Here is a 23,662-nt window from a genome sequence, read left to right as displayed (position 1 = left end):
CCGAACCACCCTCTGCCGCCAGAACCGGCGGTAGAGCACCGTGCCCGATCCTGCGCCCCGGTACGGCTCTCGGAGACGTGAATGTTCGGTTACGACTTCTCGCTGCTGCAACTCGTCGGCCTCGGCGCGGCGGCGCTGGTGGTGGCCACCGTACTGTTTTTCGTGTTCGGCGGCCCCGCGGCGGCCTGGGTGCTCGCGCGGGTTCCGCTCGCCAGCAACACCGCGAAGCTCAAGCGGAGCGTCTCACTGGCGATGAAGAGCCTGTGGCTGCACAAGCTCCGCTCCGTGCTGTCGGTGCTCGGCATCATCATCGGCACGTGCTCCGTCATCTCCCTCATGTCGTTCGGCGAGGGGTCCATGCAGGACGCGCTGGACGACATCAAGCGCCAGGGCGCCACCAACATCATCGTCCGCAGCACCAAGCCGCCGGACGACTCGGCGACGGCCGCGAAAGGGTTCGTCACCAGTTACGGTCTGGTGCGCGACGACCTTGAGCGGTTCAGCACGCTTACGACCGACGGGGCGGTGTCGCGGATCGTGCCCATGCGGGTGTTCCCGAGCGAGGCGCGGTACCTGGACCGGCTCGTGAACGCCCGCGTCATCGGGACGACGCCCGACTACCAGGCGGTGAACAAGCTCGAAATGTCCCGCGGCCGGTTCCTGGTCGAGAACGACGACAGCGACCTCGAAAACTACTGCGTGCTCGGGGCGGAGGCGGCGGACCGGCTGTTCCCCTACGAGGACCCGCTCGGGCAGACGGTCGGGATGCGGAGCCACTTTTTCGTCGTCGTCGGGGTGCTGAAGGACCGGATGCCGACCGGCGGCTCCGGCGGCAGCCAGGCCGCCGAAGACTTCAACCGGGACATTTACATCCCCATTCGCACGAGCCGGCGGCGGTTCGGCGAGGTGATTTCGGTGCGCACCGCCGGCGCCCGCATGAACGAGAAGGTGGAGTTCAGCCAGATCACGCTCACCGTCAGCGCGGAAGTGGACACCCCCGCGGGCCGCGCGAAGGTGCAGGCGGTGGGCAACGAGATCAAAGGGATGCTGGACCGCAAGCACCCGAAGAAGGACTACTCGGTGACGGTCCCGCTGGACAAGCTCGAAGAGGCCGAGCGCGCCCAGAGCCGGTTCACGATGCTGATGGGCGTGATCGCGTTCATCTCGCTGTTCGTGGGCGGGATCGGGATCATGAACATCATGCTCGCGACCGTGACCGAGCGGACCCGCGAGATCGGCATCCGCCGCGCGCTCGGGGCGAAGCGCAAGGACATCGTGCTCCAGTTCCTCGTGGAGGCGGTGGTCCAGACGACAATCGGCGGGTTGCTCGGGGCCGCGATCGGCGTCCTGTCGGTGTACTGCGTGCCCGCCGCCTGGGAACTGGTCCGCTCGACCGCGTGGTTCGCGTCCGAGGTGCGGCTGCCGGCGAAGCTGCACGTGCTGTCGATTTTCCTGTCGGTGGGCGTGTCCATTCTGGTCGGGATGGTGTTCGGGCTGTACCCCGCGTGGCGGGCCGCGAAGCTCGACCCGATTGAGGCCCTGCGGCACGTGTAGTGAGGTTGTTCGCTTCACACGCGCAAGTTTTCCCTGCTTCGCCATTCTACCCGCGGGCGGGGGTGTTCCCCGCTCTTCCGCTGGCGGGGCGTTCGGTCCGGGGCGACCCGGCCGGGCGCCCCGTTTTCTTCGGTCGGTTGGTCGCGCGAGGCGGTAACGGCTCGTGTTCGGTGCCCGTTTTTGCGGGCACGGGGTTCACGAACCTTCGCGCTCTGGTCCGGGCTGGTACAATTCCCCTGTCCCACCAATCACGGATCAGGAGACACCGATGCCAGCAACCGCGACCGACCGCGTTCCGGTCACCGTACTCACCGGCTTCCTCGGCGCCGGGAAGACCACGCTGCTGAACCACATCCTCACGGCGCAACACGGCAAGCGGATCGCGGTCATCGAGAACGAGTTCGGGGAGATCGGCGTCGACCAGGATCTGGTCATCAACTCGGAAGAAGAAATCTTCGAGATGAACAACGGGTGCATCTGCTGCACCGTTCGCGGCGACCTGATCCGCATCCTCGGCAACCTGATGAAGCGCCGGGACAAGTTCGACTACATCCTCATCGAGACGACCGGGATGGCCGACCCCGGGCCGGTCGCGCAGACGTTCTTCATGGACGACGAGGTGAAGGCCAAGACCGCCATCGACGGCATCGTGACGCTGGTGGACTCGAAGCACGTCCTGCTGCACTGGGACTCGCACGAGGTGCAGGAGCAGATCGCGTTCGCCGACGTGATCCTGCTCAACAAGATCGACCTCGTGACGCCGCCGGAACTGGACAAGCTCGAAAAGCTGATCCGGAAGATGAACGCGAGCGCGAAGATCCACCGCACCACCAACGCGAAGACCGACCTCGACAACGTCCTCAACGTCCGCGGGTTCGACCTCGACCGCATTCTGGAGCACGAGCCGGACTTCCTGAAGAACGGCGGCCATTCGCACGATCACGAACACGATCACAAGCATGACGACAAGGATCACTCCCACTGCGATCACGAGCACGGGAAGTGCGAGCACGACCACGATCACGAGCACGAGCACGAGCACAAGACGCACGCGCTCGGGGTGATGAAAGAAGAGGAGCCAGACCACGTTCACGACTCGTCGGTGACGAGCGTGGGCATCACGCTGGCCGGCGACCTCGACGTTAAAAAGTTGAACAAGTGGATGATGGAACTGCTTCAGGAGAAGGGGCCGGACATCTTCCGCATGAAGGGCGTGCTGAGCATCAAGAACGATCCGAACCGGTTCGTGTTCCAGGGCGTTCACATGCTGTTCGACGGCCGCCCGGACAAGCCGTGGGGCAAGACGCCGCGGTCCAACAAGCTCATCTTCATCGGCCGCAACCTCGACCGCGGCGCCCTCACCGAGGGCTTCAAGAGCTGCTTGGCGTAGCGCAAGTCAAAAGGGAAGGCGCGAGATAAAGTGGTCGGTCGGATCGCCCCGGCAGTTCGCTGGACCGGGGAGATCGTTGTATTGTGGTTTGTTTTTGCCTTTTACCTTTATCCTTTTGACTTGATATGGCTCGCATCAACATCTTCGGCGGCGCGAAGGCCGAGAACCGACTCCGCCCGGTGTGGCAGGCGCCGACGCCGGACCACGTCGTCGGGCTGACTTGGTCCCCGGACGGGGCCAAACTCGCCGCCGCGACGGTCAGCGGGCCGGTCGTCGTGTTCGACGCGCACACCGGCAAGCCGCTGCACGAGCTGAAGGGGAACGGGTTCGGCACCGCGGCGATCGCGTGGCAGCCCGGCGGTAGCCTGCTCGCCTCGGTCGGGCAGGACAAGGCCGTGCGCCTCTGGGACACCGCGACCGGGGCGGAGGTGAAGGCGCTCGACGCCGGCGCGGCGTGGGCCGAGAAGGTGGCGTGGCATCCGCAGGGGCAGTTCCTCGCCGCCGCGGCCGGCAAAAAGGCGCGGGTCTGGTCCGCGGGCGGCGAACTGGTGCGGGAACTGCCCGCACAGGCGGGTACCGTGATGGACCTGAAGTGGCGGCCCGGCACCAACCACATCACGCTCCTCGCGTATGGCGCGGCGGCGACCTACGACCCGTTCGCCGGGCTCGAACCGGTCAAGCTGTTGTCCTGGAAGGGGTCGCCGCTCGTGATGGCGTGGAGCCCGGACGGCAAGATTCTGGCCCACGGGAACCAGGACTCGACGGTTCACTTCTGGTACTTCGACGCGTCGCGCGACTTGCAGATGTGGGGCTACAAGACCAAGGTGCGCGAGCTGGCGTGGGACTTCGGCTCGCGGTACCTCGCGACCGGCGGCGGCCCCGTCGTGTGCATCTGGGACTGTCAGGGCGGGCCGAAGGGGCCGGAAGGCACCAAGCCGACGATGTTGCCCGGTCACGACGAGAATTCGAGCCTGACCGCGCTGGCCTATCAGCACCGCGGTTTCCTGCTGGCGTCCGCGGGGGGCGACGGGAGGGTGATGCTGTGGCAACCGACCAACCGCCGCGGCGCCCAGGTCGGCGAGTTCGCGTTCCCCGGCGAGACGGAGGCGTCCGTGTTGGCGTGGTCGCTCGACGACAAGTCGCTGGCCGCCGGCAGCGGGGCGGGAACGGTTGCGGTTTTTCGAGCCGGTTGAGCGCCGCGAGACGAGCCCTGGTTTCCGTGCGGCGCGGACCCCGAGATACGAAGAGTAGCTTCTTGTCTTTGGGGTCGGCCCCTTGCGTCTGCGCACAGATCGCGCCCGTCTTACCGCCCCCGAAACGAACTGCTGTGAACCGATCCGGCATCCGTCGGGGGAGTGATTGTTCACTGGGTGTCGAGCGGGTACATCGGCCGTTTGATGTGCTTGTACTCGAACCGGGCCGCGTTAATTGCGGTCAGGCCCGGCGTGTCCACCTCAATGATGGTTCCGCCGATCGGGGCGTACGCGGCTTTGTAGGCGACAGCCGCCTTCACGACGATCGCCCGCGCGTGTTTGGGGTCGATCCCCAGCGAGGTGAGCTGCCCGAGGCTAAACGGCGGGGTGCGGAGGGTGTTTACCACGAGCAGGTTCCCGTCCGCGAGGTCGATGACCGCGGTGTGCCCCTGGTCGTTCTGTCGCTTCCCGCCGTGGCGCGCCTCCACCTCCACCCAGCGCCCCTCGTGCAGCGAGCGCACCGTGCCGCGAACGGTCAGCGGCGGCCCGTGCAGCGTGCCGGTGCTGCCGCCCACCTTCACCTCTACCCGCCCGCCGACGCCGGCGTCCTTGGCCTGCGCCACCGCCGACGGGGAGTGAAGCGTCACCACGCAGCCTTTCGCCCGCTGCTTGAGCAGTTCCGCGAGGAGAACGGTCCCGTCGCCGGCCGATCCGCCGCCGATGTTGTCTCCGAGGTCGATCAGCAGCGCCGGCAGGTGCGTACACGCCAGCGCCTGGCGCACCGCCTCTTCGGGGGCCGGGCACGGCACGTTGAGCTGCTCCCGCACCGCCCACATTGCGTTCGCCAGCTCGTCGGCGACCGCTTTCGCGCGGGTCCGGTCCCCGTCGGCCACCACGATCACGCTGGCGCCCATCTCGGGCACGTCCGCGTAGGGGAACCCGGCCATCAGGCTGACCGAGAGGATGCCGGGCTGCTGTTCCCGCGCGCGGGCCATCCGCATCAGCCCGGCCATCGGCTCGCGGCCCGTGTCCTGTCCCAGCAGGTTCAGCAGCATCGGCGGCTTCGCGACGTGGCACACCGGGCGGACCGCTTTGCCCACCGCCCGCGCGACCAGTTCCGCCGCGACCAGCCCGCGCTGCCGCTGGTCCACGTGCGGGTACGTCTGGTAGCCGACGAGCGCCTCGGCCGCTTCGGCCATCTTCGGCGAGACGTTCGCGTGGAAGTCGAGCGTGACCACCAGGGGCACGCTCGGGCCGAGCGCGGCGCGAACCCGGCGCAGCACCTCGGTGTCCGCATCGGGGTGCTTGGGCGTGACCATCGCCCCGTGCAGGGCGAGCAGCACGCCCTCCGCCCGGGCGAGCCGGAACCCGGTCACGAGGGCGTCGGTGAAGTGGTCGAAGAACTCGTCGCTCACCGGGCCGGCCGGGGTGGCCCACGCCATCGCGACCGGCACCGGGGTGAACCCGAACCGCCGCGCCCCTTCGATGAAGCCGCCGATCTCGTGGTGCGCCTCCTGCCAGCTCGGGATCACGGCGTCGCCGTACGTGAGGCTGCCGTCGCGGAACCGCGACAGGTCCGTGGGGAGTGGGGCGAACGTGTTCGACTCGTGCATGAACCCGCCGATCGCGATCCGCATCGTGTCTCTCCGCCGTCCCACGGGCCGGGCGCCAATATCGCGCCCGCTGTTCACGAGATTTCATATGGTTTCTGTGAGGGCGGCGTCCCTCACTTCTCCAATTACTGAGGTGCTCCAGTGCCTGTGAACGTGGCGGTGGTCGGCGCAACCGGTGCCGTGGGCGATCTGATCCGGAAGGTGCTCGCGGAGCGCAGCTTCCCGGTCAAATCGATCAAATTCCTGGCGTCCGAGAAAAGCGCCGGTAAAACCGTCGAGTTCGCGGGCAAACCGTACCCGGTCGAGTCGATCCGGGCCGAGGCGTTCGAGGGCGTGCAGATCGTCCTGAGCAGCACCCCGAGTTCGATCAGCAAGGAGTTCTCCCCGATCGCGGCGAAGGCCGGCGCGATCGTGGTGGACAACTCGTCGGCGTGGCGCATGGACCCGGACTGCCCGCTGGTGGTGCCGGAGGTCAACGCGCACGAGCTGCACAATGCGAAGAAGGGGATCGTCGCGAACCCGAACTGCGTCGCCATCCCGCTGTGCGTGGCGCTGAAGCCGCTGCACGACCTCGCGCCGGTGCGACGCGTGGTGGTGGCGACCTACCAGTCATCGTCCGGTAAGGGCGCGAAGGGGCTGATCGACTTCGCGGCGCAGGCGAGCGCCTGGGCCGCGGGGCAGCCGGTGCCCGCGCCGACGGCGCACCGGGCGCAGCTCGCGGGGAACGTGGTCACCCTCGACTGGACGCTCGACCCGAACGGCTTCACGGAAGAAGAAAACAAGGTCATCAACGAGACGCGGAAGATCCTCGGCGACCAGACCATCGGGGTCTGCCCGACGTGCGTCCGCGTGCCGGTGAAGGTGGCCCACAGCGAAGCGGTGACGGTCGAGTTCGCCCGCCCCGTTTCCGTTGCCGATGCCAAGGCGGCGCTGGCGAAGGCCCCGGGCGTGGTGTTCATGGACGAGGTCGTGGACGGGCGGTTCCCGCAACCCATCCACGCCGAGGGGAGCGATCACACGTTCGTGGGCCGCGTGCGGCAGGACCCGAGCAACCCGAACGCGCTGTGCCTGTGGGTGGTCGCCGACAACCTCCGCAAGGGCGCGGCCAGCAACGCCGTGCAGTGCGCCGAGGAACTGGTCAAGCGCGGCATTGTGAAGTAGCGAACAGACAAGCCGGGTTCACCGCAGAGAGCACGAGAGGGCGCGGAGAGAAGACCAAGAGAGACGTTCAAACTCACTCTCTTGGTCTTCTCTCCGCGCCCTCTCGTGCTCTCTGCAGTGAAATCTCTTGAATGCGTAACCTCAAACTCATCATCCGCTACGACGGGACCGACTTCTTCGGCTGGCAGACGCAGCCCGGCCGGCGCACGGTTCAAGAGACCGTCGAAAAAGCCATCGCGGAGATCACGCGCGAGCCGCGCGTGCGCCTGAACTGTAGCGGGCGCACGGACTCGGGCGTCCACGCGGTCGGACAGGTCGCGAACGTGTACACCGCGTCCAAACTCTCGTGCGCGGTGCTGCTGAAGGCGATCAACGCGAAGCTGTCCGAAGACGTCGGCGTGCGCGAGGTGACCGAGGCGCCGCAGAGCTTCTGCGCGAACAAGGACGCGGTGCGGAAGATGTACCGCTACGTGGTGCAGGACGGCCGGCTGCAAGACCCGTTCCTGCGGAAGTACGCGTGGTTCGTCCGCCAGCACCTGAACGCCGAAGCGATGGCGCGGGCGTCCCGGTGCCTAGTGGGGCGCCACGACTTCCGCTGCTTCGAGACGGAGTGGCCGAACCGGCTTACCAGTGTGCGGACCATTACGCACCTGAGCGTGAACCGGTTCGGCGAGTGCATCTGGATCGACGTGGAGGCGAACGGCTTCCTCTACAACATGGTGCGCGCGATCGCCGGGAGTCTGGTGCAGGTCGGCCGCGGGTTCTGGCCCGAAACGCAGATCGCCGACGTGCTCCACGCGATGGACCGCCGACTCGCCGGCCCCACCGCGCCGCCCGAAGGGCTGTTCCTGATGCGCGTGACGTACCCGGAATCCGGCGCCGATCGCCCGGCGCCGGGGGAGACGGACGCGAGCCGTTCGTGATAATAGCCGCATGTCCCACACATACCCCGCCGAACTCGAAATCCAGCCGCTCGCCCGGTCGGTGAGCGCGACCGTCACAGTCCCGGGCAGCAAGAGCATCACCAACCGCGCGCTGGTGCTCGCGGCGCTGGCGAGGGGGGACGCGCCGTGCGAACTGCGGGGCGTCCTTCGGAGCGAGGACACCGAGGTGATGCTCGGCGCGCTCGCCCAGCTCGGCTACTCGGTTCACGAGGACTGGGCGACGAACACGGTTCGGGTCACGAACCCGACGCCGCGCGCGATCCCGGCCGACCGCGCCGACCTGTTCGTCGCCAACTCCGGAACGTCGATGCGGTTCCTCGCCGCGATGGTGAGCCTCGGGGCCGGGCGGTACCGGCTCGACGGCATCCCGCGCATGCGCGAGCGGCCGATCGAGGATCTGCTCTCCGCACTGCGGGCGCTCGGCGTGAACGCGACCAGCGAAAGCGGCAACGGGTGCCCCCCGGTGGTGATCGAGGCGAACGGGCTGCGCACCGGGCCGGTTCACATCAAGGTCGCGAAGAGCAGCCAGTTCCTCAGCGCGCTGATGATGGCCGTGCCGTTCGCCCGCGCGAGTTCCGAGCACCCGGCTACGGTCGTCCACCTGGACGGCACGGTCGTGTCCGAACCGTACATCGAGATGACGGTGCGGATGCTCGAGAGCTGGGCGATCCGTGTCGATCGCGTGGCCCCCAACGCGTACCGCATCGAGCCCCAGCGCGGGCACCGCGAGCGGTACGACATCGAGCCGGACGCCTCAGCCGCTTCCTATTTCTGGGCCGCGGCGGCGGTCCTCGGCGGGAGCGTTACGGTGCGCGGGCTGAATCGGGCGTCGCTGCAAGGGGACGTGCGGTTCGTCGACGTGCTGGGACAGATGGGCTGTCGGATCGAAGAGAGCGATGGCGGGATCACCGTTCACGGCGGCCCGCTCCGCGGGGTCGATGTCGATATGAACGACATCAGCGACACCGTGATGACGCTCGGGGCGGTGGCACTGTTCGCCGACGGCCCCACGACCGTCCGCAACGTCGCCCACATCCGCCACAAGGAAACGGACCGCATCGCGGCGCTCGCGATCGAACTGCGCAAGCTCGGGGCCGAAGTCGAGGAGCGCGAAGACGGGCTCACGATCACCCCGCGCCCGCTCAAGGGCTGCGCGATCGACACGTACAACGATCACCGGATGGCGATGAGCCTGGCGCTGGTGGGCCTCAAGGTGCCCGGAGTTGTCATTCGGAACCCGGGCTGCGTCGCGAAGACGTACCCGGGGTTCTGGGAAGACCTGGAAGTGCTGGCCACGGCCAGTGGGCACTATTACGGCAGTACGCAAGATGCGCATTAATGCCAGCGGCCCGGCCGTCATTGCCTGTAACTTCAGGCGATTCAGCTCTGCTTATCTTTTGTGCCGCCGCAACATGCACGCGGCAATTTCCGTGAGTTACCAGGTCATGGGCGCGCAATACGGGGTTCGCGCGGACCAAAGGGCGTGGGCGGAGGTTTCGGGCGCTCAAGAAAAATAACCATTATCTTCGTACCGACTGTCTCTTCTCCAGGCGCAATAGGGGCATGGCCACTGAGCGTCAATGTGATCGTTTCGTCTTTATTGACCGAATAAGTGCCCGTGTAGTGCAGCCCATCGTAATCAATAAATTGTACTCCATTTTTAACGTTTGATTGCCAGTTTGCTGAGATGCTCTTTTTGACTTGCTTGTCCATGAAGGTCGAGCCCACTGAACTGCCAGCAACTCGCCAGTAAGGCCCCCCGGGCCAAGAATACGTGTATATAGACCATTTCTCTGTCCCAGGCTCACGGACTTTCATCCTGTACACATGCCAGTCCCCTTGAAAACTGCTTATTGGAACAAAAAATGCAGCGGGAAAGAAGATGATAAAGTGGAACATTTTCACTCCTGATCGCTAGGCCGAATGTGGGTTGATGGGTCAAACTATCGCCAGCGAGTGGCAATTAGATATTGGTTCATCGATTGTCGGCAGGGACGACTCCGCACGTGGGCTTCGGCAACAGACCGGCGGTCCAACTGCTCCATTGCGCGCCCGTCAAATGCGTCGGGCGCAGCGTCCTACTCATGGCGGCCACGACTAGACCACACGCCGCTCAAAATCTAGGGGAGTTTCGGAACACACTCTCAGCAGCGAAATTGAATCAGCTACGGGTTTGCGGAAGGCCTGGAAAGGTGGGCAATTAATACACGGTGGACGTGCGTGTTGCGCGGATGACTTGAGTCGCAAGTCTCAGGTCCGCAAGTCGTAAAGTCGACTACTGACTTTACGACTTGCGGACCTGAGACTTGCGACCGACTGGCCGATCACTGCCCTTCCGGCTTGGGCGTCGGCTTCCACAGCGGGCTGTGGCGCTTGATCTTGTACAGGATCTTCTCGCGGGCCTCGCCGGTCGCGGTCTCCAGCTTCGCCTTCAGCTTCTTCATCTTCTTCTTGCGGCTGTACCGCCGATCCAATTCGATGCGACGCTCGACCATATACTGCCCCTGAAAAGAACGCGCGGCGTGTCTCGCGGCCTGGCGCAGCGAAACGCTGCTTCACGGCCGCTCCAAATACGGACGCGATGTCTCAAACTTACGCACCACCGCCCCCCGCGACAAGCGAAGCGCACCGGCCGCTCCGTCGCGTGCTGCTGGCCGTCTGGGCCGTGCTGACGCTCGCCGCGCTGGCGTTCGTCGCGACGATCGGCACGAACGCCCCTTACGCCGACGAGTGGGAGTTCGTACCCGCCCTGCTGGGCGACGAACCCGCCGGCGAGTGGCTCTGGCGGCAGCACAACGAACACCGGATGCCGCTCCCGCGGCTCGTGGTCCTCATTTGCTTCAAGCTCACGCACGACTTCCGCACCGGGATGTTCCTCCAGATCGCGATGCTCTCGGCCCTCGCGCTCGGGCTGATGCGGCTCGCGGGGGAGTTGCGCGGCCGCTCGCACTGGGCCGACGCGTTCTTTCCCGTCTCGCTGCTGCACATCGGGCACTGGGAAAACTTCGTGATGGGCTATCAGGTGTGTTTCGTACTGTTCGCGACCCTTTCAACCCTGCTCGCGGTTGTCGCGTTGCGGATCACCCGCGCGAACGCGTTTCGGCTCGGGGCGCTGGCGGCGCTGCTCCTGATGCTGCTCGCACTGACCAACGGGTCGGGATTGGTGCTCGTGCCGCCCGTGGGCGCTTGGCTCGTGTTCGTCGCCGTCTCGCTGTGGCGGGAGGGTAAGAAGGGGCAGGCGATTCTCCTCCTGGCGCTGACGGCGCTGCCGGTTGTGTACGTCGCGGCGTATTTTCAGGGTTATCACCGCCCCGAACACCACCCGCCGCCCAGTACCGACGCGGTGCGGGTCGCCACCGTGACCGGCGAGGTGCTCGCGATGTCACTCGGGATGGGCCTCGGTGCGGTGTGGCCGCTCGTGGCCGGCGGTGTGATCGCGGTCGGCACGCTCACGCTCGCACGGGTGCTCCGCGGGTGGAAGGAGCCGGATCAGAAGCTCTCGGGCGCGGGGCTGATCGCGGTCGCGGCTGGAGTAACGGGCGTGGCGCTGGCGATCGGAGTCGGGCGCGCCGGGTTCGAGGGCTGGGAAGACATGGGGCTGTGGTCCCGTTACTCGATGCTCACGTGGCCGCTGCTCGGCACCGCGTACCTCGTGTGGGCGAAGGCCGGTAAGAAATGGGTGCCGATCACGCTGTGTGTCGCGGCGGCGCTCGCCTTTCCCGGCAACACCGGCACCGGCATGGTGAACGGCGGCCAGGTGCGGGCCGACTACAACGCAATCGCCGCCGACCTCGCGGCCGGCTTGAGTGCCGAGCAGATCACCGACGCGAGCGATCCGCGGCGGGCGTTCCCGCGGAGCCACCACGGCGCGCAGACCGAGCGGGCGCTCAGGGCCATCCCCCTGCTTCGCCGGGACCGGATCGGGATTTTCGCGAGGTAGCGCGATGGACCCAGCGAGCATGTGGTGGTTGGCCGGCGGCCTGGGCGTCGTGGCGCTCGTCGCGCTCGGGGTGCGCTGGCTCTGGCAACTCGGGCGGGCGGTCCACGTCGAGCGGTGCCGCGAGCTGTTCCGGCTCCAGCACGAGCGGTTCGAGGAGCAGTTGTTGAAGGCCGCCTGCGCCTCCGGACTGCCCCGGGGGCTGCGCTGGGTGAAGTGCGCCATCACCGGCGACGCGGTTCTGGTGCGCGACACGGCCACCGGCGCGATCGTCGCGCTGGTGCCGGTGCGGATCGATTTCGCGCCCGTTGAGGGGGGAGACATGGAGGACGTGCCCGCGGCGAACGAGCCGCGCCCGGCCACCGCGGTGTTCAGCTTCCATCGGGGGAATTGGCACACCGCCGGGCGGGTCGTGTTCAATCACACGCCCGACCAGACCGTGAACGCCTTTCCCGAGTTGCAGCCGTTGCCAGACCACCTGTAGACGATTGGTTTTTGTCTTTGTGGCACAGACATTCCGGTCTGTGCGGCGCGAGAAGGTCGCACAGGCCGGAATGCCTGCGCCACAAGGATCAAAGTTAGTTAGAACAAAATAGAATTTGCGAAGAGAATTTTGACAGGATGAACAGGATCCACCGGATGAAGACAGATCAGCCCAAAATCCTGCTTATCCTGTAGATCCTGTCAAAATCTGCTGGGCTACCCGATCGAGTTTTGGCGCTACACGCCCTTGCCTCGTACCGGCCGCCTCTTCGGCGGTGCTCATGGTGTTGCCCCCGTTACGCGCAACCGTCCTATTCGCTGCCGTTTGTCAGCCGGGCACAATTCTTTTGCGACTTCCAATTATTCCGTTGCGCGTCCCCACCACTCCGGGTGGGGATAGAGGTAGCTCATCCCCAAAACGCCAGCGACATCACTTCCGTTTTGCCAGCTCCAGAAGGATGTCGATGCCGCGGGCGAGGGTGTCGTCGGAAGCCGCGTAGGACACGCGGAAGTGCGTGTCGCGTGCGCTGAACACGCCGCCCGGGATCACGAGCAGGTTGTGTTTCACGGCTTCCGTGACGAACTCGGTGCCGGTCCCCCAGGGCGCCTTCGGGTACAGGTAGAACGCCCCGCCCGGCACCGCGAACTCGAACGCGCCTTTGAGTGCCGCGACGAGCTGGTCCCGCTTGCGCCGGTAGTCGGCAACGATGCCGGAAACGTCGTAGTCCATCGCCGCGACGCCGCCCCACTGCACGACGCTCGGCGCGCACACGAACGTACACTGCTGGAGCTTCGCCATTTCCTGAACCAGCCACTTCGGGCCGTGCGCCCAGCCGAGCCGCCACCCGGTGACGCCGTACGTTTTGCCGAACCCTTCGATCACGAGGACGTTAGGGTCGAACTCGGCGGGCGAGTGGGCCGGCCCGTCGTAATGGAACGCGCGATAGATCTCGTCGCTGATCAGCAGGATGCCGCGGTCGCGGGCGAACTGCGCGAGCGCCTTCTGGGCGTCGGCGTCGAGTACGGCGCCGGTCGGGTTTGACGGCGTGGACAGCAAGATGACCTTGGTTCGCGGGGTCACCGCCGCCTCGATCTGCGCGAGGTCGAGCCGGAAGTCCGGGTACGTATCGACCGTAACCAGCTTCCCGCCCGCGAGCGCGACCATGTTCGGGTACGCCACGAAGTACGGGTCGGCGGTGATCACCTCGTCGCCGGGGTTCACGACCGCCAGGAGCGCGAGCAGCAGCCCGCCGCTGGTGCCGCTCGTGGCGAGCACGTCGCGGTCCTGCCCCGGTAACCGCTGGTGCAGGTCGCCCCGCAGCCGCGCGAGCAGTTCGGGGATGCCCTGGGTGACGGTGTACCCGTTGTGGTCCGCGTCGATGGCGGCCTTCGCGGCGGCCTTGATGGGGTCGGGCACCGGGAAGTGCGGCTGCCCGATGCTGAGGTTCACCGGGCTCTTGAGCGACTTACCCAGCTCAAAAATCTTCCGCACACCGGACACCTCGACCGCCCGCGCACGGTCCGCCAACAGCGACTCGGAAATCACAACGCACCTCGGCGACCAAGAAAGAGGAAGAGGATTGGCCGCAAAAAAGCACAAAGGGCACAAAAGGATGCAGAAGACGAAGACAGCAGAAGTGTGTTGAACTCACTCTTCTGTCTTGGTTCCTTTTTGTGCCCTTTGTGCTTTTTTGCGGCCAATCCTCTTCCTCTTTCTACTCGCCCGGGAGCAAATGCCGCGGGGCGGTGTGCGCGTAGCCCTGCCACATGGCGGTCAGCTTGGTCTGCGCCTGCTCGATCGGCATCGCCACGTACCGGTGGTCCCGCTTCACCACGAGCCCGGCCCGCATGAGCTTCGCGAGCGCGTCGATGATCTCGAAGTTCACCTCCGCCGGGAGCCGCTTCTTCAGGTCGCGCTCGATGTAGAAGTCCAGGTCCTCGGTGTCCCAGCCCCGGTCCCCGCCGTACTTCCAGAGGAAGAAGTACGCGAGCAGCGACTCGCGCACCTCCTGCTCCTCGGCCTCGTCGAGCGCGCGGAACAGCACGCTGCCGTTGTTCGCGAGGTTCTGGTAGAACAGGCTCTGCCGCAACTGGTGCAGGTACGTCTGCCGCGACGAGTGGAACGCGTGCCACGTCTTGTACCCGTACCCGGCGAGCAGCGCCAGCGGCGTGTACAGCGCGAACAGCACGTTCACCCCGAACCCGCCCAGCAGCGACATCAGCGGGAACTGGCTCAGCTTCCACAGCAGGTACGCCCCCGAGCTGGCGAGCGACCCGCCGATCTTGAGCCGGTCGAACTTGGGCATCCGGATGCGCCCGCCGGGCAGCAGCATCTCGATGTCGATCTGCGGCATGTCCTTGAACAGCTTCATGTAGACGCCGGCGTGGTCGGTGCCCTCGTCCAGCCGCTTGTGCGGGCGCGTCTTGAACACCACCGCGGCGCGGGCGAACGTGGTCACCTCCACCGGGAACCGGCGCCAGAACCGGACCAGCCCGGGCCGCTGCCGCGTGGTCGTACCCCGACCCCGGTAGAACACCTCGACCTTGTCGAACGCCTCCCAGGCCACGTCCATGTCCACGCCCCACGCGCTCGCCCCGCGCATGATGCTCTCCATCTGGTCGCGGGTGAGCCGGATGTAGTTGGCCCGCCGCATCAGGTGAACGAGCGTGTCGAACAGGCGGTCGAGGGCCGCGTCGCGCTCCGCGCCCTGCGGCGGGCTGAGCGGCCTGGGGTCCGCGTCGGGGTCGAACGCGGCGTAGGCGTCCTTGAGCCGGCGGATCTCGGCCAGGTACAGCGTGTGGACGTGCTCCGACACCGTGCGCGCGAACCGGGTGAACGCGGCCCGCTGTTCGGCCGAAAGCGGCCGGTCGCCGAGCGGCCCGGCCTCCTCGCACAGGTAGCCGACGAGGTCGGCCACGCGGATCGGGATGTAGTGCTCTTTCATCATCAAAAAAGCAAAAGTGAAAAGGCGAAAGGCAAAACAGGCACAGCAGCGAGTCGGTTCACCGGTTCGATTTTGACTTTTGCCTTCTCACTTTTGCCTTATTCCTCCAATACGCCCGGGTCGTCGAGCTTGGCGGCGGCCTCGTCGGCGAGCTGGTCGAGCGTGCCCTGCACGTGGCTCATGCGCTCCGGGCGCTTGGTCGCGTTCGGCTGGAGGCACTGGTGGATCAGGTCGGCCAGCCCCTCCGGGACCAGCGGGTTCGCGGCCCGCACCGGCTTGAGCTGCTCCTTGAACAGCTTCTTGGTCATCGGCAGCATGCCGTCCCCGGCGAACCACGACGGCGGGAGCTGCAGCGTCGCGAGCCGGTACATCGTCGCGCCGAAGTTATAAATGTCCGTGCGCTCGTTGACGAGCTTGTGTTCCACCGTTTCGGGCGCGATGTACTCGGGCGTGCCCTGAACCCGGTCCTTGCTCTCGCCCTTCACCCACGCCAGCCCGTAGTCGAGCACCTTCACCCGGGTGCCGCGGTCGTACATGAGGTTGTTCGGCTTCATGTCGGCGTGGCACACGCCCTGTTTGTGCATGTGGGTGAGCCCGTCCGCGATCCGCTCCAGCACGCGCAGCAGTTTCGCCATTTTGAGCAGGGGCAGGCGGTCCATCGTCCGCCCCGGAACGTATTCGATCAGGAGCTTGGCCTTTTTCGGGCCGGAGAACCACCCGCCCTCGGTTTCAAGCGCGTACACCTTCACTAGATTGGGGTGGTTGAGCATCTGCCCCACGCGGAACTCGTGTTTCGCTTGGTCCAGGTACTTCAGGTCCTCCTTTCCGCCGATGTCGACGAGCTTGAGCGCGTACTCGCGGTCATCATCCGCCCGGCGGATTTGTAAAATGCTGCTGTGGGCACCGCTGCCGAGCGTGTTGAGTACGGTGAACTTGCCGATCTTGTCGATCACCATTGGGGCACCGAATGGGTGAGCGGAAGGTCCGGTGAATCGTACCTTATTCGATCCGGGTTGGCGAGCGGCGCCGGTGCCCGAGAGTGAGTCACCATGTCGTCTACGGTTACGAGCCTCGATGAGCGAACCAAAGAGTACGGGCGCGAGATCTTCGCCCGGCTGAACCGGCAGGGGCCGGTGCTGTTCACCCGCGCGTGGGTCGAAGACAAGCTCATGGGCCTGGGGATGCACGACCCGGCGCTCAAGGTGCAGCTCTTCCGGTTCGTGGACACGCTCCCGTACCTCAAGGAGCCGAAGGAGGTGGCCCGTCACCTCCGCGAGTACCTCAACGAGGCCAAGGACGAGCTGCCGTGGTGGGTGCGATTGGGCACGAAGCTGATTCCCGATCGGGGGATTCTGGGTCAGGGGCTGGCGTTCGCGTCCCAAAAGGGCGCGGAGCAGATGGCCCGCAAGTTCATCGCCGGGTCCAACGTGCAGGAGGCCGTCGCCGCGGTCCACCAGATGCGCACCCGGCGGCTCGCGTTCACCATCGACCTGCTCGGCGAGGCCACGATCACGGAGGTCGAGGCCGACCATGTCCAGAAGCAGTACCTGGACCTGCTCGCCGGGCTCACCCGCGAGGTGAACGACTGGCCCGAGGAGCCGACGATCGACCGCGACGACCGCGGCCCGATCCCGCGGGTGAACGTGTCGGTGAAACTCTCGGCTCTGTTCAGCCAGTTCGACCCGATCGACCCCGCGGGCACGTCCCGCGCCGTGTGCCGGCGGCTGCGGCCCATTCTGAGCCTCGCGAAGCAGACGGGCGCGTTCGTCAACTTCGACATGGAGCAGCACAGCTTCAAGGACGTGACGCTCCAGATCTTCCGCGACATCCTGACCGAGCCCGAGTTCCGCGACTGGCCCCACGTCGGCATCGCGATCCAGGCGTACCTGACGGACACCGAGGCGGACCTCCAGGCGCTGCTCGCGTGGGCGCGGGACGTTCGGAAGTGCCCGGTCTGGATCCGGCTGGTGAAGGGGGCGTACTGGGACTACGAAACGGTGGTCGCGGCGCAGAACCACTGGCCGGTTCCGGTCTTCACGAAAAAGTGGCAGTCGGACGCGAACTTCGAGAAGCTCACGGAGTTCCTGCTGGCGAACGTGGAGTGGCTGGTGCCCGCGTTCGGGTCGCACAACATCCGCAGCATTTCGCACGCGCTGGCGGTGGCGGAAAAGCTCGGCGTGCCCCCGCGGCGGTACGAGTTCCAGATGCTCTACGGGATGGCCGACCCTATCAAGGAGGCGATCCAGTCGCTCGGCCACCGGGTGCGCATCTACACCCCCTACGGGCAACTGCTCCCCGGGATGGCGTACCTCGTGCGCCGGCTGCTCGAAAACTCCTCGAACGACTCGTTCCTGCGGCAGGGCTTCGCCGAAGGGCTGGCCGAGGAGCTGTTGCTACTGGACCCGAACGCGCACGCCGCACCCCCGAGTCACGCCGCACCCACGAATCACACTGAACCCATGAGTCACACCGAGCACGCCGGTACGCAAAACGGGCACCTTCCCCCTGCTCGGGGGGCTCACGCCCCCCGCTCGCCTTTCGCGAATGAGCCGCTCACGGACTTCTCCGTCGCGGCGAGCCGCAACGCCATGAGCGCGGCGCTCGATCAGGTGCGCAAAGAACTCGGGCGCACGTACCCGATCGTCATCGACAACAAGCCGCAGCCCGTCGGCGCCGTTCTGGCCCGCGAGAACCCGTCGCGCAAGTCTGAGGTGCTCGGCAAGGTCGCGATGGCGACCGCGGAGCAGGCGAACCGGGCGGTGGCGTCGTGCCTCGCGGCGTTCGACGGGTGGCGCGACACGCCCCTCGCCGAGCGCACCGGGCTGCTGCGCCGGCTCGCGGAGCAGTTCCGCAAGCGCCGCTTCGAGCTGTCCGCGTGGATCGTGCTCGAGACCGGCAAGCCGTGGCGCGAGTCCGACGCCGACGTGGCCGAGGCGATCGACTTCTGCGAGTACTACGCGATCGAAATGGAGAAGCTCGGCGCGCCGCAGGCGCGCGACGTGCCCGGCGAAGACAACCGCTACTTCTACGAGCCCCGCGGCGTGGCGGTGGTGATCGCGCCGTGGAACTTCCCGCTCGCGATCCTGGCGGGGATGGCGACGGCGGCGCTGGTGGCGGGCAACACGGTCGTCCTCAAGCCCGCGGAGCAGTCCGGCATCATCGGCGCGAAGCTGATGGAGTGCCTCCAGGCCGCCGGGGCGCCCCCGGGCGTCGTGAACTTCCTCCCCGGCGACGGCGACGTGATCGGCCCGCCCCTCGTTCAGCACCCGGACGTGGCCCTCATCGCCTTCACGGGGTCGCTCAAGGTCGCGCTGCTCATCAACGAGCAGGCGTCGAAGACGCCCGGCGGCCAGAACTTCGTGAAGAAGGTCATCGCCGAAATGGGCGGCAAGAACGCCGTCATCGTGGATTCCGACGCCGACCTCGACGAGGCGGTAAAGGGCGTGGTGGATTCGGCGTTCGGGTACGGCGGGCAAAAGTGCTCGGCCGGGTCGCGGGCGATCGTGCTGGACGGGATCTACGACCAGTTCTTGAACCGCTTGGTTGAAGCGACCAAGAGCCTCGCAGTGAAGGCGGCGGACGATCCGGGCTGCTCGCTCGGGCCGGTCATCGACGCCGAAGCCCGGGACCGCATCCTGAAGTTCATTGAGGCCGGAAAGCGCGAGTCGCGTCTGGCCCACCAGACCGACCTCGGCGCGCTCGCCGAGCAGGGCTACTTCGTCCCGCCGACGATCTTCGCGGACGTGCCCGAAACGGCCGGCGTCGCGCAGGAGGAGATCTTCGGGCCGGTGCTGTCGGTGATCCGGGCGAAGGACCTGGACGACGCGCTGCGGATCGCGAACGGCACGAAGTACGCGCTGACGGGCGGGTGCTACAGCCGCAGCCCGAGCCACCTGGAGAAGGTGAAGCGCAAGTTCCGGGTCGGGAACCTGTACATCAACCGCAAGTGTACGGGGGCGCTGGTGGACCGCCAGCCGTTCGGCGGGTTCAAGCTGAGCGGGATCGGCTCGAAGGCCGGCGGCCCGGACTACCTGCTGCAGTTCGTGCTGCCGCGGACCATCACCGAGAACCAGATGCGCCGCGGGTTCGCCCCGGAGGCCGTCGCGGGGGAGTGAAGAACGAGCCGGTCAGCGGAACAGGAGGCACAGGGCTTCCGCCCTGTGCTACGTCCGCCGGCCCCTCCGTGGCGGGAAGCGAGTTGAACGGAAAAGCCGAACGTCAAAAGGAGCAACACTTTTGACGTTCGGCTTTTTTCTTTTGCCTTCGTCTTGCACCCCGGAGGGGTCGCCGGACGTAGCACAGGGCGGAAGCCCTGTGCCTCCTGTGCTGTGCCACCGACGCTCTACTTGCTGAGCCCGGTGAAGTCCACAGTCACCCGCTCGCCGGCGCGGAACGGCACCTTTTGGCTCAGCGTCTCGGGCCGCCCGTCGCGCATGATTTCCGCCTTGAGCAGGTACGCGAACTCGCGGTTCGCGGGCAGCGGCGGGGTGGCGAACTGGCGCACCGCCTCCTTCGACGGGCTCTTCTTGTCGTCAACGTAGAGGGTCGCGCCCGCGGGCAGTTTCACCGTGATGGTCGCGCGGTCGTTCGTCGGCCCGGTCGGCGCGGCGGGAGTGTCGCGGACGGGCGGCTCGGCCTTCGTTGGCTCCGTCACCGGCGCGCTCGGCGTGCCCGAACCGTTCGCGGTTGTCGTGCCGGCCGTCGAACTGGTTGGGCGCGCGGTCAGGTCCGTGAACTCGACTGACACGGTCGCGCCGGCCCGCACCGCGACCTTCTCCGTGACACTGACGATTTTGCCGTCGCGTTCGTATTGCGCCGTGAACCGGTACATGAACTCCTGGTCCCGCGGCAGTTCGGGAGAGACGAACCGGCGCTCCGAGCCCACGAGGCTCAGTTCCCGACCTTCCGCCGAGAGGCGGGCGTCGGCGGGGAGGCGCACCACCACCGTGGCGCGGGCGGCTTGGCCGTTCGCGACGGTCGCCGAGGGAGCGGCGTGTGCGGCGGGGCGCAGCCCCGTTGCTTCCGCCGGGCGCGGTTCGGCGTATGGAATGTTCGGCTGCACCGGCGACGGCGGGAACGAATCGAACGATGGCGGTGCGGGGTAAACTAGCCCGCCCTGGCACGACAACCCGCCGGTCACGATCGGCGTGTACGAGATCGCCGGGCCGCCGAAGCACGAGTACGCCGACCCGCTGCACGAGTACCCGGAACACGAGTAGCTCGAACCGGAGCAGCCGTAGCTGTGCGACCCACAGCAGCCGTAGCTGTGCGAACCGCAGCACCCGGTGCGGCTGTCGCGCTCGAAGAAGCTGCGGACGCGGTCGCCGATTCCCAGACCGAACACGTGACCGCCGTTGCACGACGACCCGCAGCACCCGCTGCACGACGCGGGGTACGCCACGGACCCGGAGCACCCGCCGCCGTAGCAACTGTACCGCACCCCACCGGAGCATCCGTTGCACCCGTTACATCCGTTGCAACTGTTTCCGAAAAAGAGGTCGCGGAAGTAGCCGTTGAACCCCGGCGCGTCCGGCGCGGCCGTGAGGGCGGTCATCATCACAACGCTGTACATACTCGGTCCCTCGCGGGCGCGGTAAATTGCGGGCTTTGCGAAGCCCTTGTCGCGAGGATAACTGGCGCAAGAGGGGAGGACAAATCGACTGGCGGTAATCTTTACAACCAGATCGGTTGCGAAGGTTCAACTCCCGCGCAACACGAACGAAGTGTATAATCCGTGCAATCGGAGGAGTCGAGAACCGGAACACCGCGGGACTGCTATCCTGAGCCCTGGGCCGGTTGCCGGCGCCTGTGCCACAATGACAGTAGCCGGGAACAGGCGCCGAACCGCCTCCTGACGCCGGGTCCCGATTTCCGCCCCTGACTTCCGCCCCTCTCCGAAGGAGAGCGAATGCCGCTTCGCAACCTCGCATGGCTCGTCGCGGTGCCCGCGATCATCGCGCTGGGGCTGGCGATCAGCTACAGCGCCCCGGCGCCGGACAAGGACTACCGACTCGTTCGGCAGGTCGTGGACGTCCTCGCGGAGGTGGACTCGAACTTCTACCGCGAGCTCAGCGACGACGAGCGGCAGCAGTTCGTCGAGGACATGATTAACGGCGGGCTGCGGAAACTGGACCCGCACTCCGAGTACCTCAACGCCGAGCACCTCAAGCGGTTCGAGACTGACGCGCAGGGGAGCTTCGGGGGCGTGGGCATCGTTCTCACGATCGACCCGGAGACGAAGTTCCTCAAGGTCGATCACCCGATGCCCGGGACGCCGGCCTACGACGCCGGGATCATCGCCGACGACCTGATCGTGAAGGTCGGCGACACGTCCACGGAGGGGATCACGGTCCCGGACGCACGGAAGCTCATCACCGGCGAACCCGACACGAGTGTCACCCTGACCACCCGCCGCGCCGGCCGCAACCCGGCCGAACAGCAGGTCACACTGAAACGCGCCCAGGTGGCGCAGCACCCGGTTTCGGGTGTGCGGCGCCGGGCCGACGACCCTCAAAAGTGGGAGTGGTTCGCGGACAAGCCGGGCGGGATCGGGTACATCCGCGTCAGCGGGTTCAGCGAGCTGACCACGAAAGAGATCAAGGCGGCGGTCGAGGAGATCGAGCGAGACGGCGGAAAGGCGATCATCCTTGACCTGCGCGAGAACCCGGGCGGGTTGCTGAGTGAGGCCGTTTCGGTGTCCGATCTGTTCCTAACCGAGGGGAAGATCGTCTCGACGCGGGACCGGCGCAGCAAGGAGCGCACGTTCGAGGCCAAGAAGGACGGGACCATGTTCCTGCCGGCGGAACAGAAGCCCATCGCGGTGCTGGTGAACGACGGCAGCGCGAGCGCCAGCGAGATTGTGGCGGCGGCGCTCCAGGACAACAAGCGGGCCGTCGTCATCGGCGAGCGCAGCTTCGGTAAGGGGAGCGTTCAGAAGCTGCTGCGGCTGCCCGGCGATCCGCCCAGCGCGGTGAAGCTCACGACGGAGACCTACTGGCGCCCGAGCGGGGCCAACATCGACCGCATTCGCGCCTCGAAGGACGCCCCGGACCAGTGGGGTGTGAGGCCCGACATTGAGGTCCCGACCACGAAGGAGGACAAGCTCCGCGCGGAGGTCGAGCAGTTGAAGCGCCAGTGGGTGGCGGGTAAGCCGGACGTGGTCGGCCCGAAGCCGCCGGCCGCGCCGAACCCCAAGGGCATCGACGGCAAGCCGATCGTGGACGACAGCAAGCCGTACACGGATCAGCCGCTGAACAAGGCGCTCGAGGTGCTGCGCAACAAGCTCCGCGGGGTGGGCACCGCGCCGGCCCGGCGCCTCCCGGAACGGGTGCTGGGGTAGCGTTGTTCGCAGGCGAGCGGGGGGCGTGAGCCCCCCGAGTGACGAGCACGCTCCGAGTGACGAACGCAAACTGAGCGACGAACACGAACCGAGTGAAGAGCGCGAACTGCGCGACGAGCACGCTCCGAGTGACGAACACGAACCGAGTGACGAACACGAACCGAGTGACGAATACGAACCGAGCGACGAGCACGCTCCGAGTGACTGTGTTCTTCGGCGTTGGGTCACTCGGGGGGCTCACGCCCCCCGCTCGCCTGCGAACACCGTGACGAACACAAACTGATTGACTGAGTTCTTCGGCGTTGGGTCCCTCGGGGGGCTCACGCCCCCCGCTCGCCTTCAAACACCATGAACGACTCCGCCACACTGCCGCTTGCTGTTCTGTACGAAGACCATCACCTCGTCGTCGTGAACAAACCCGCGCCGCTGCTCACGCAGGCGCCGCCCGGGGTGCCGAACCTCGAAGAGCGGGTGCGCGAGTACATCAAGGACAAGTACGCCAAGCCCGCGGGCGTGTACCTCGGCGTCCCGCACCGGCTCGACCGGCCCGTCAGCGGGGTCGTGTGCTTCGCGCGCAACACCAAGGCGGCCCAACGGGTCCACGCACAATTCGAGCAGCGCAGCGTCCGGAAGGTGTACTGGGCACTCGTGGAAGGCGTCGTCGCGCCGGACGCCGGCGTGTGGGACGATTACATCCGCAAGGTCGAGAACGAGGCCCGCGCCGCGCGCGGCCACGAGGGCGAACCGGGCGCGAAGCTCGCGACGCTCGAGTGCCGTGTGCTGGAGCGGTTCGCCGCCCACACCCACCTCGAGCTCCACCCGCTCACGGGACGGATGCACCAGCTCCGCGTGCAGTCCGCGTGGCGCGGGCACCCGGTGATCGGGGATTCGCTCTACGGCAGCGCGCGCCCGTTCGGCCCGCCCGCGGAACTGCCGCGCGACCGCGTGATCGCCCTCCACGCCCGCCGGCTCACCTTCGAGCACCCGTTCACCAAGCAGGAACTGGTGATCGAAGCCCCCGTCCCGGCGTACTGGCACCCACTTCCGGACGACCCGGTGGCGTGACGGCACGCGGGTCGCTACGATGCCCCTGCGCCCAACCA

Annotated in this window: 18 protein-coding genes; 11 read left to right on the top strand and 7 right to left on the bottom strand. The window is 66.7% G+C overall.

Going from position 1 to position 23,662, the window contains the following annotated elements; translation table 11 throughout:
* Nucleotides 1-81: 81 nt before the first annotated feature.
* The 3 genes from R5W23_RS07505 (at nt 82) to R5W23_RS07495 (ending at nt 4,137) form a co-directional block, all read left to right on the top strand.
* On the top strand, nt 82-1,554 hold the full coding sequence (locus tag R5W23_RS07505; protein WP_261185754.1) for an ABC transporter permease: 1,473 nt from the start codon (nt 82-84) through the stop codon (nt 1,552-1,554).
* Nucleotides 1,555-1,822: 268 nt separating this feature from the next.
* Nucleotides 1,823-2,944, top strand: coding sequence for a CobW family GTP-binding protein (locus R5W23_RS07500; RefSeq protein WP_320685801.1), 1,122 nt, complete (start codon nt 1,823-1,825; stop codon nt 2,942-2,944).
* A gap of 125 nt (nt 2,945-3,069) precedes the next feature.
* The gene (locus tag R5W23_RS07495; protein WP_320685800.1) at nt 3,070-4,137 is read left to right on the top strand and encodes a WD40 repeat domain-containing protein; all 1,068 of its coding nucleotides are present in this window, start codon (nt 3,070-3,072) and stop codon (nt 4,135-4,137) included.
* 170 nt (nt 4,138-4,307) lie between these two features.
* Here R5W23_RS07495 and R5W23_RS07490 read toward each other — a convergent pair whose 3' ends face one another.
* A complete protein-coding gene (locus tag R5W23_RS07490) occupies nt 4,308-5,774 on the bottom strand; it encodes a M81 family metallopeptidase (protein WP_320685799.1) in 1,467 nt (488 codons plus the stop codon).
* Nucleotides 5,775-5,897: 123 nt separating this feature from the next.
* Between R5W23_RS07490 and R5W23_RS07485 the strand changes: the two genes are divergently transcribed.
* From R5W23_RS07485 to aroA, 3 genes are all read left to right on the top strand, one after another.
* On the top strand, nt 5,898-6,911 hold the full coding sequence (locus R5W23_RS07485) for an aspartate-semialdehyde dehydrogenase (protein WP_407936109.1): 1,014 nt from the start codon (nt 5,898-5,900) through the stop codon (nt 6,909-6,911).
* A 131-nt stretch (nt 6,912-7,042) separates the two neighbouring features.
* Nucleotides 7,043-7,834 (top strand): tRNA pseudouridine(38-40) synthase TruA, encoded by a 792-nt coding sequence (truA, locus tag R5W23_RS07480; RefSeq protein ID WP_320685797.1) that lies wholly within the window; start codon nt 7,043-7,045, stop codon nt 7,832-7,834.
* 10 nt (nt 7,835-7,844) lie between these two features.
* Nucleotides 7,845-9,194 carry a 3-phosphoshikimate 1-carboxyvinyltransferase gene (gene aroA / locus R5W23_RS07475; RefSeq protein ID WP_320685796.1) on the top strand — a complete coding sequence of 450 codons (1,350 nt, stop codon included), beginning with the start codon at nt 7,845-7,847 and terminating at the stop codon, nt 9,192-9,194.
* Between the two features lie 104 nt (nt 9,195-9,298).
* Here aroA and R5W23_RS07470 read toward each other — a convergent pair whose 3' ends face one another.
* Nucleotides 9,299-9,754 (bottom strand): hypothetical protein, encoded by a 456-nt coding sequence (locus tag R5W23_RS07470; protein WP_320685795.1) that lies wholly within the window; start codon nt 9,752-9,754, stop codon nt 9,299-9,301.
* A 425-nt stretch (nt 9,755-10,179) separates the two neighbouring features.
* Nucleotides 10,180-10,350 (bottom strand): DUF6800 family protein, encoded by a 171-nt coding sequence (locus R5W23_RS07465; protein ID WP_010046860.1) that lies wholly within the window; start codon nt 10,348-10,350, stop codon nt 10,180-10,182.
* 86 nt (nt 10,351-10,436) lie between these two features.
* Between R5W23_RS07465 and R5W23_RS07460 the strand changes: the two genes are divergently transcribed.
* Both R5W23_RS07460 and R5W23_RS07455 read left to right on the top strand, forming a co-directional pair.
* The gene (locus R5W23_RS07460; protein WP_320685794.1) at nt 10,437-11,795 is read left to right on the top strand and encodes a hypothetical protein; all 1,359 of its coding nucleotides are present in this window, start codon (nt 10,437-10,439) and stop codon (nt 11,793-11,795) included.
* A gap of 4 nt (nt 11,796-11,799) precedes the next feature.
* Nucleotides 11,800-12,276 carry a hypothetical protein gene (locus tag R5W23_RS07455; protein WP_320685793.1) on the top strand — a complete coding sequence of 159 codons (477 nt, stop codon included), beginning with the start codon at nt 11,800-11,802 and terminating at the stop codon, nt 12,274-12,276.
* A gap of 429 nt (nt 12,277-12,705) precedes the next feature.
* Here R5W23_RS07455 and R5W23_RS07450 read toward each other — a convergent pair whose 3' ends face one another.
* The 3 genes from R5W23_RS07450 to R5W23_RS07440 form a co-directional block, all read right to left on the bottom strand.
* The gene (locus R5W23_RS07450; protein ID WP_407936108.1) at nt 12,706-13,818 is read right to left on the bottom strand and encodes a pyridoxal phosphate-dependent aminotransferase; all 1,113 of its coding nucleotides are present in this window, start codon (nt 13,816-13,818) and stop codon (nt 12,706-12,708) included.
* A 172-nt stretch (nt 13,819-13,990) separates the two neighbouring features.
* Nucleotides 13,991-15,223: a DUF3754 domain-containing protein gene (locus R5W23_RS07445; protein WP_320685791.1), complete on the bottom strand. Its 1,233-nt coding sequence runs from the start codon at nt 15,221-15,223 to the stop codon at nt 13,991-13,993.
* Between the two features lie 95 nt (nt 15,224-15,318).
* On the bottom strand, nt 15,319-16,176 hold the full coding sequence (locus R5W23_RS07440; protein WP_320685790.1) for a serine/threonine protein kinase: 858 nt from the start codon (nt 16,174-16,176) through the stop codon (nt 15,319-15,321).
* A 93-nt stretch (nt 16,177-16,269) separates the two neighbouring features.
* On the opposite strand from R5W23_RS07440, the gene pruA reads away from it, so the two are divergent.
* Nucleotides 16,270-19,335 (top strand): L-glutamate gamma-semialdehyde dehydrogenase, encoded by a 3,066-nt coding sequence (gene pruA / locus R5W23_RS07435; RefSeq protein WP_320685789.1) that lies wholly within the window; start codon nt 16,270-16,272, stop codon nt 19,333-19,335.
* Between the two features lie 227 nt (nt 19,336-19,562).
* Here the strand turns inward: pruA and R5W23_RS07430 are convergent, their stop codons facing one another.
* Nucleotides 19,563-20,792, bottom strand: coding sequence for a TIGR03000 domain-containing protein (locus R5W23_RS07430; protein ID WP_320685788.1), 1,230 nt, complete (start codon nt 20,790-20,792; stop codon nt 19,563-19,565).
* A 336-nt stretch (nt 20,793-21,128) separates the two neighbouring features.
* Between R5W23_RS07430 and R5W23_RS07425 the strand changes: the two genes are divergently transcribed.
* On the top strand, nt 21,129-22,559 hold the full coding sequence (locus R5W23_RS07425; protein WP_261185768.1) for a S41 family peptidase: 1,431 nt from the start codon (nt 21,129-21,131) through the stop codon (nt 22,557-22,559).
* Nucleotides 22,560-22,907: 348 nt separating this feature from the next.
* On the top strand, nt 22,908-23,624 hold the full coding sequence (locus R5W23_RS07420) for an RluA family pseudouridine synthase (protein ID WP_320685787.1): 717 nt from the start codon (nt 22,908-22,910) through the stop codon (nt 23,622-23,624).
* The last annotated feature ends 38 nt before the right edge of the window (nt 23,625-23,662 follow it).

Source organism: Gemmata algarum (assembly GCF_034097035.1).
Lineage (GTDB): Bacteria > Planctomycetota > Planctomycetia > Gemmatales > Gemmataceae > Gemmata > Gemmata algarum.
The sequence above is the reverse complement of the archived record's forward strand: the minus strand, read 5'-3'. Positions and strand labels throughout refer to the sequence as shown.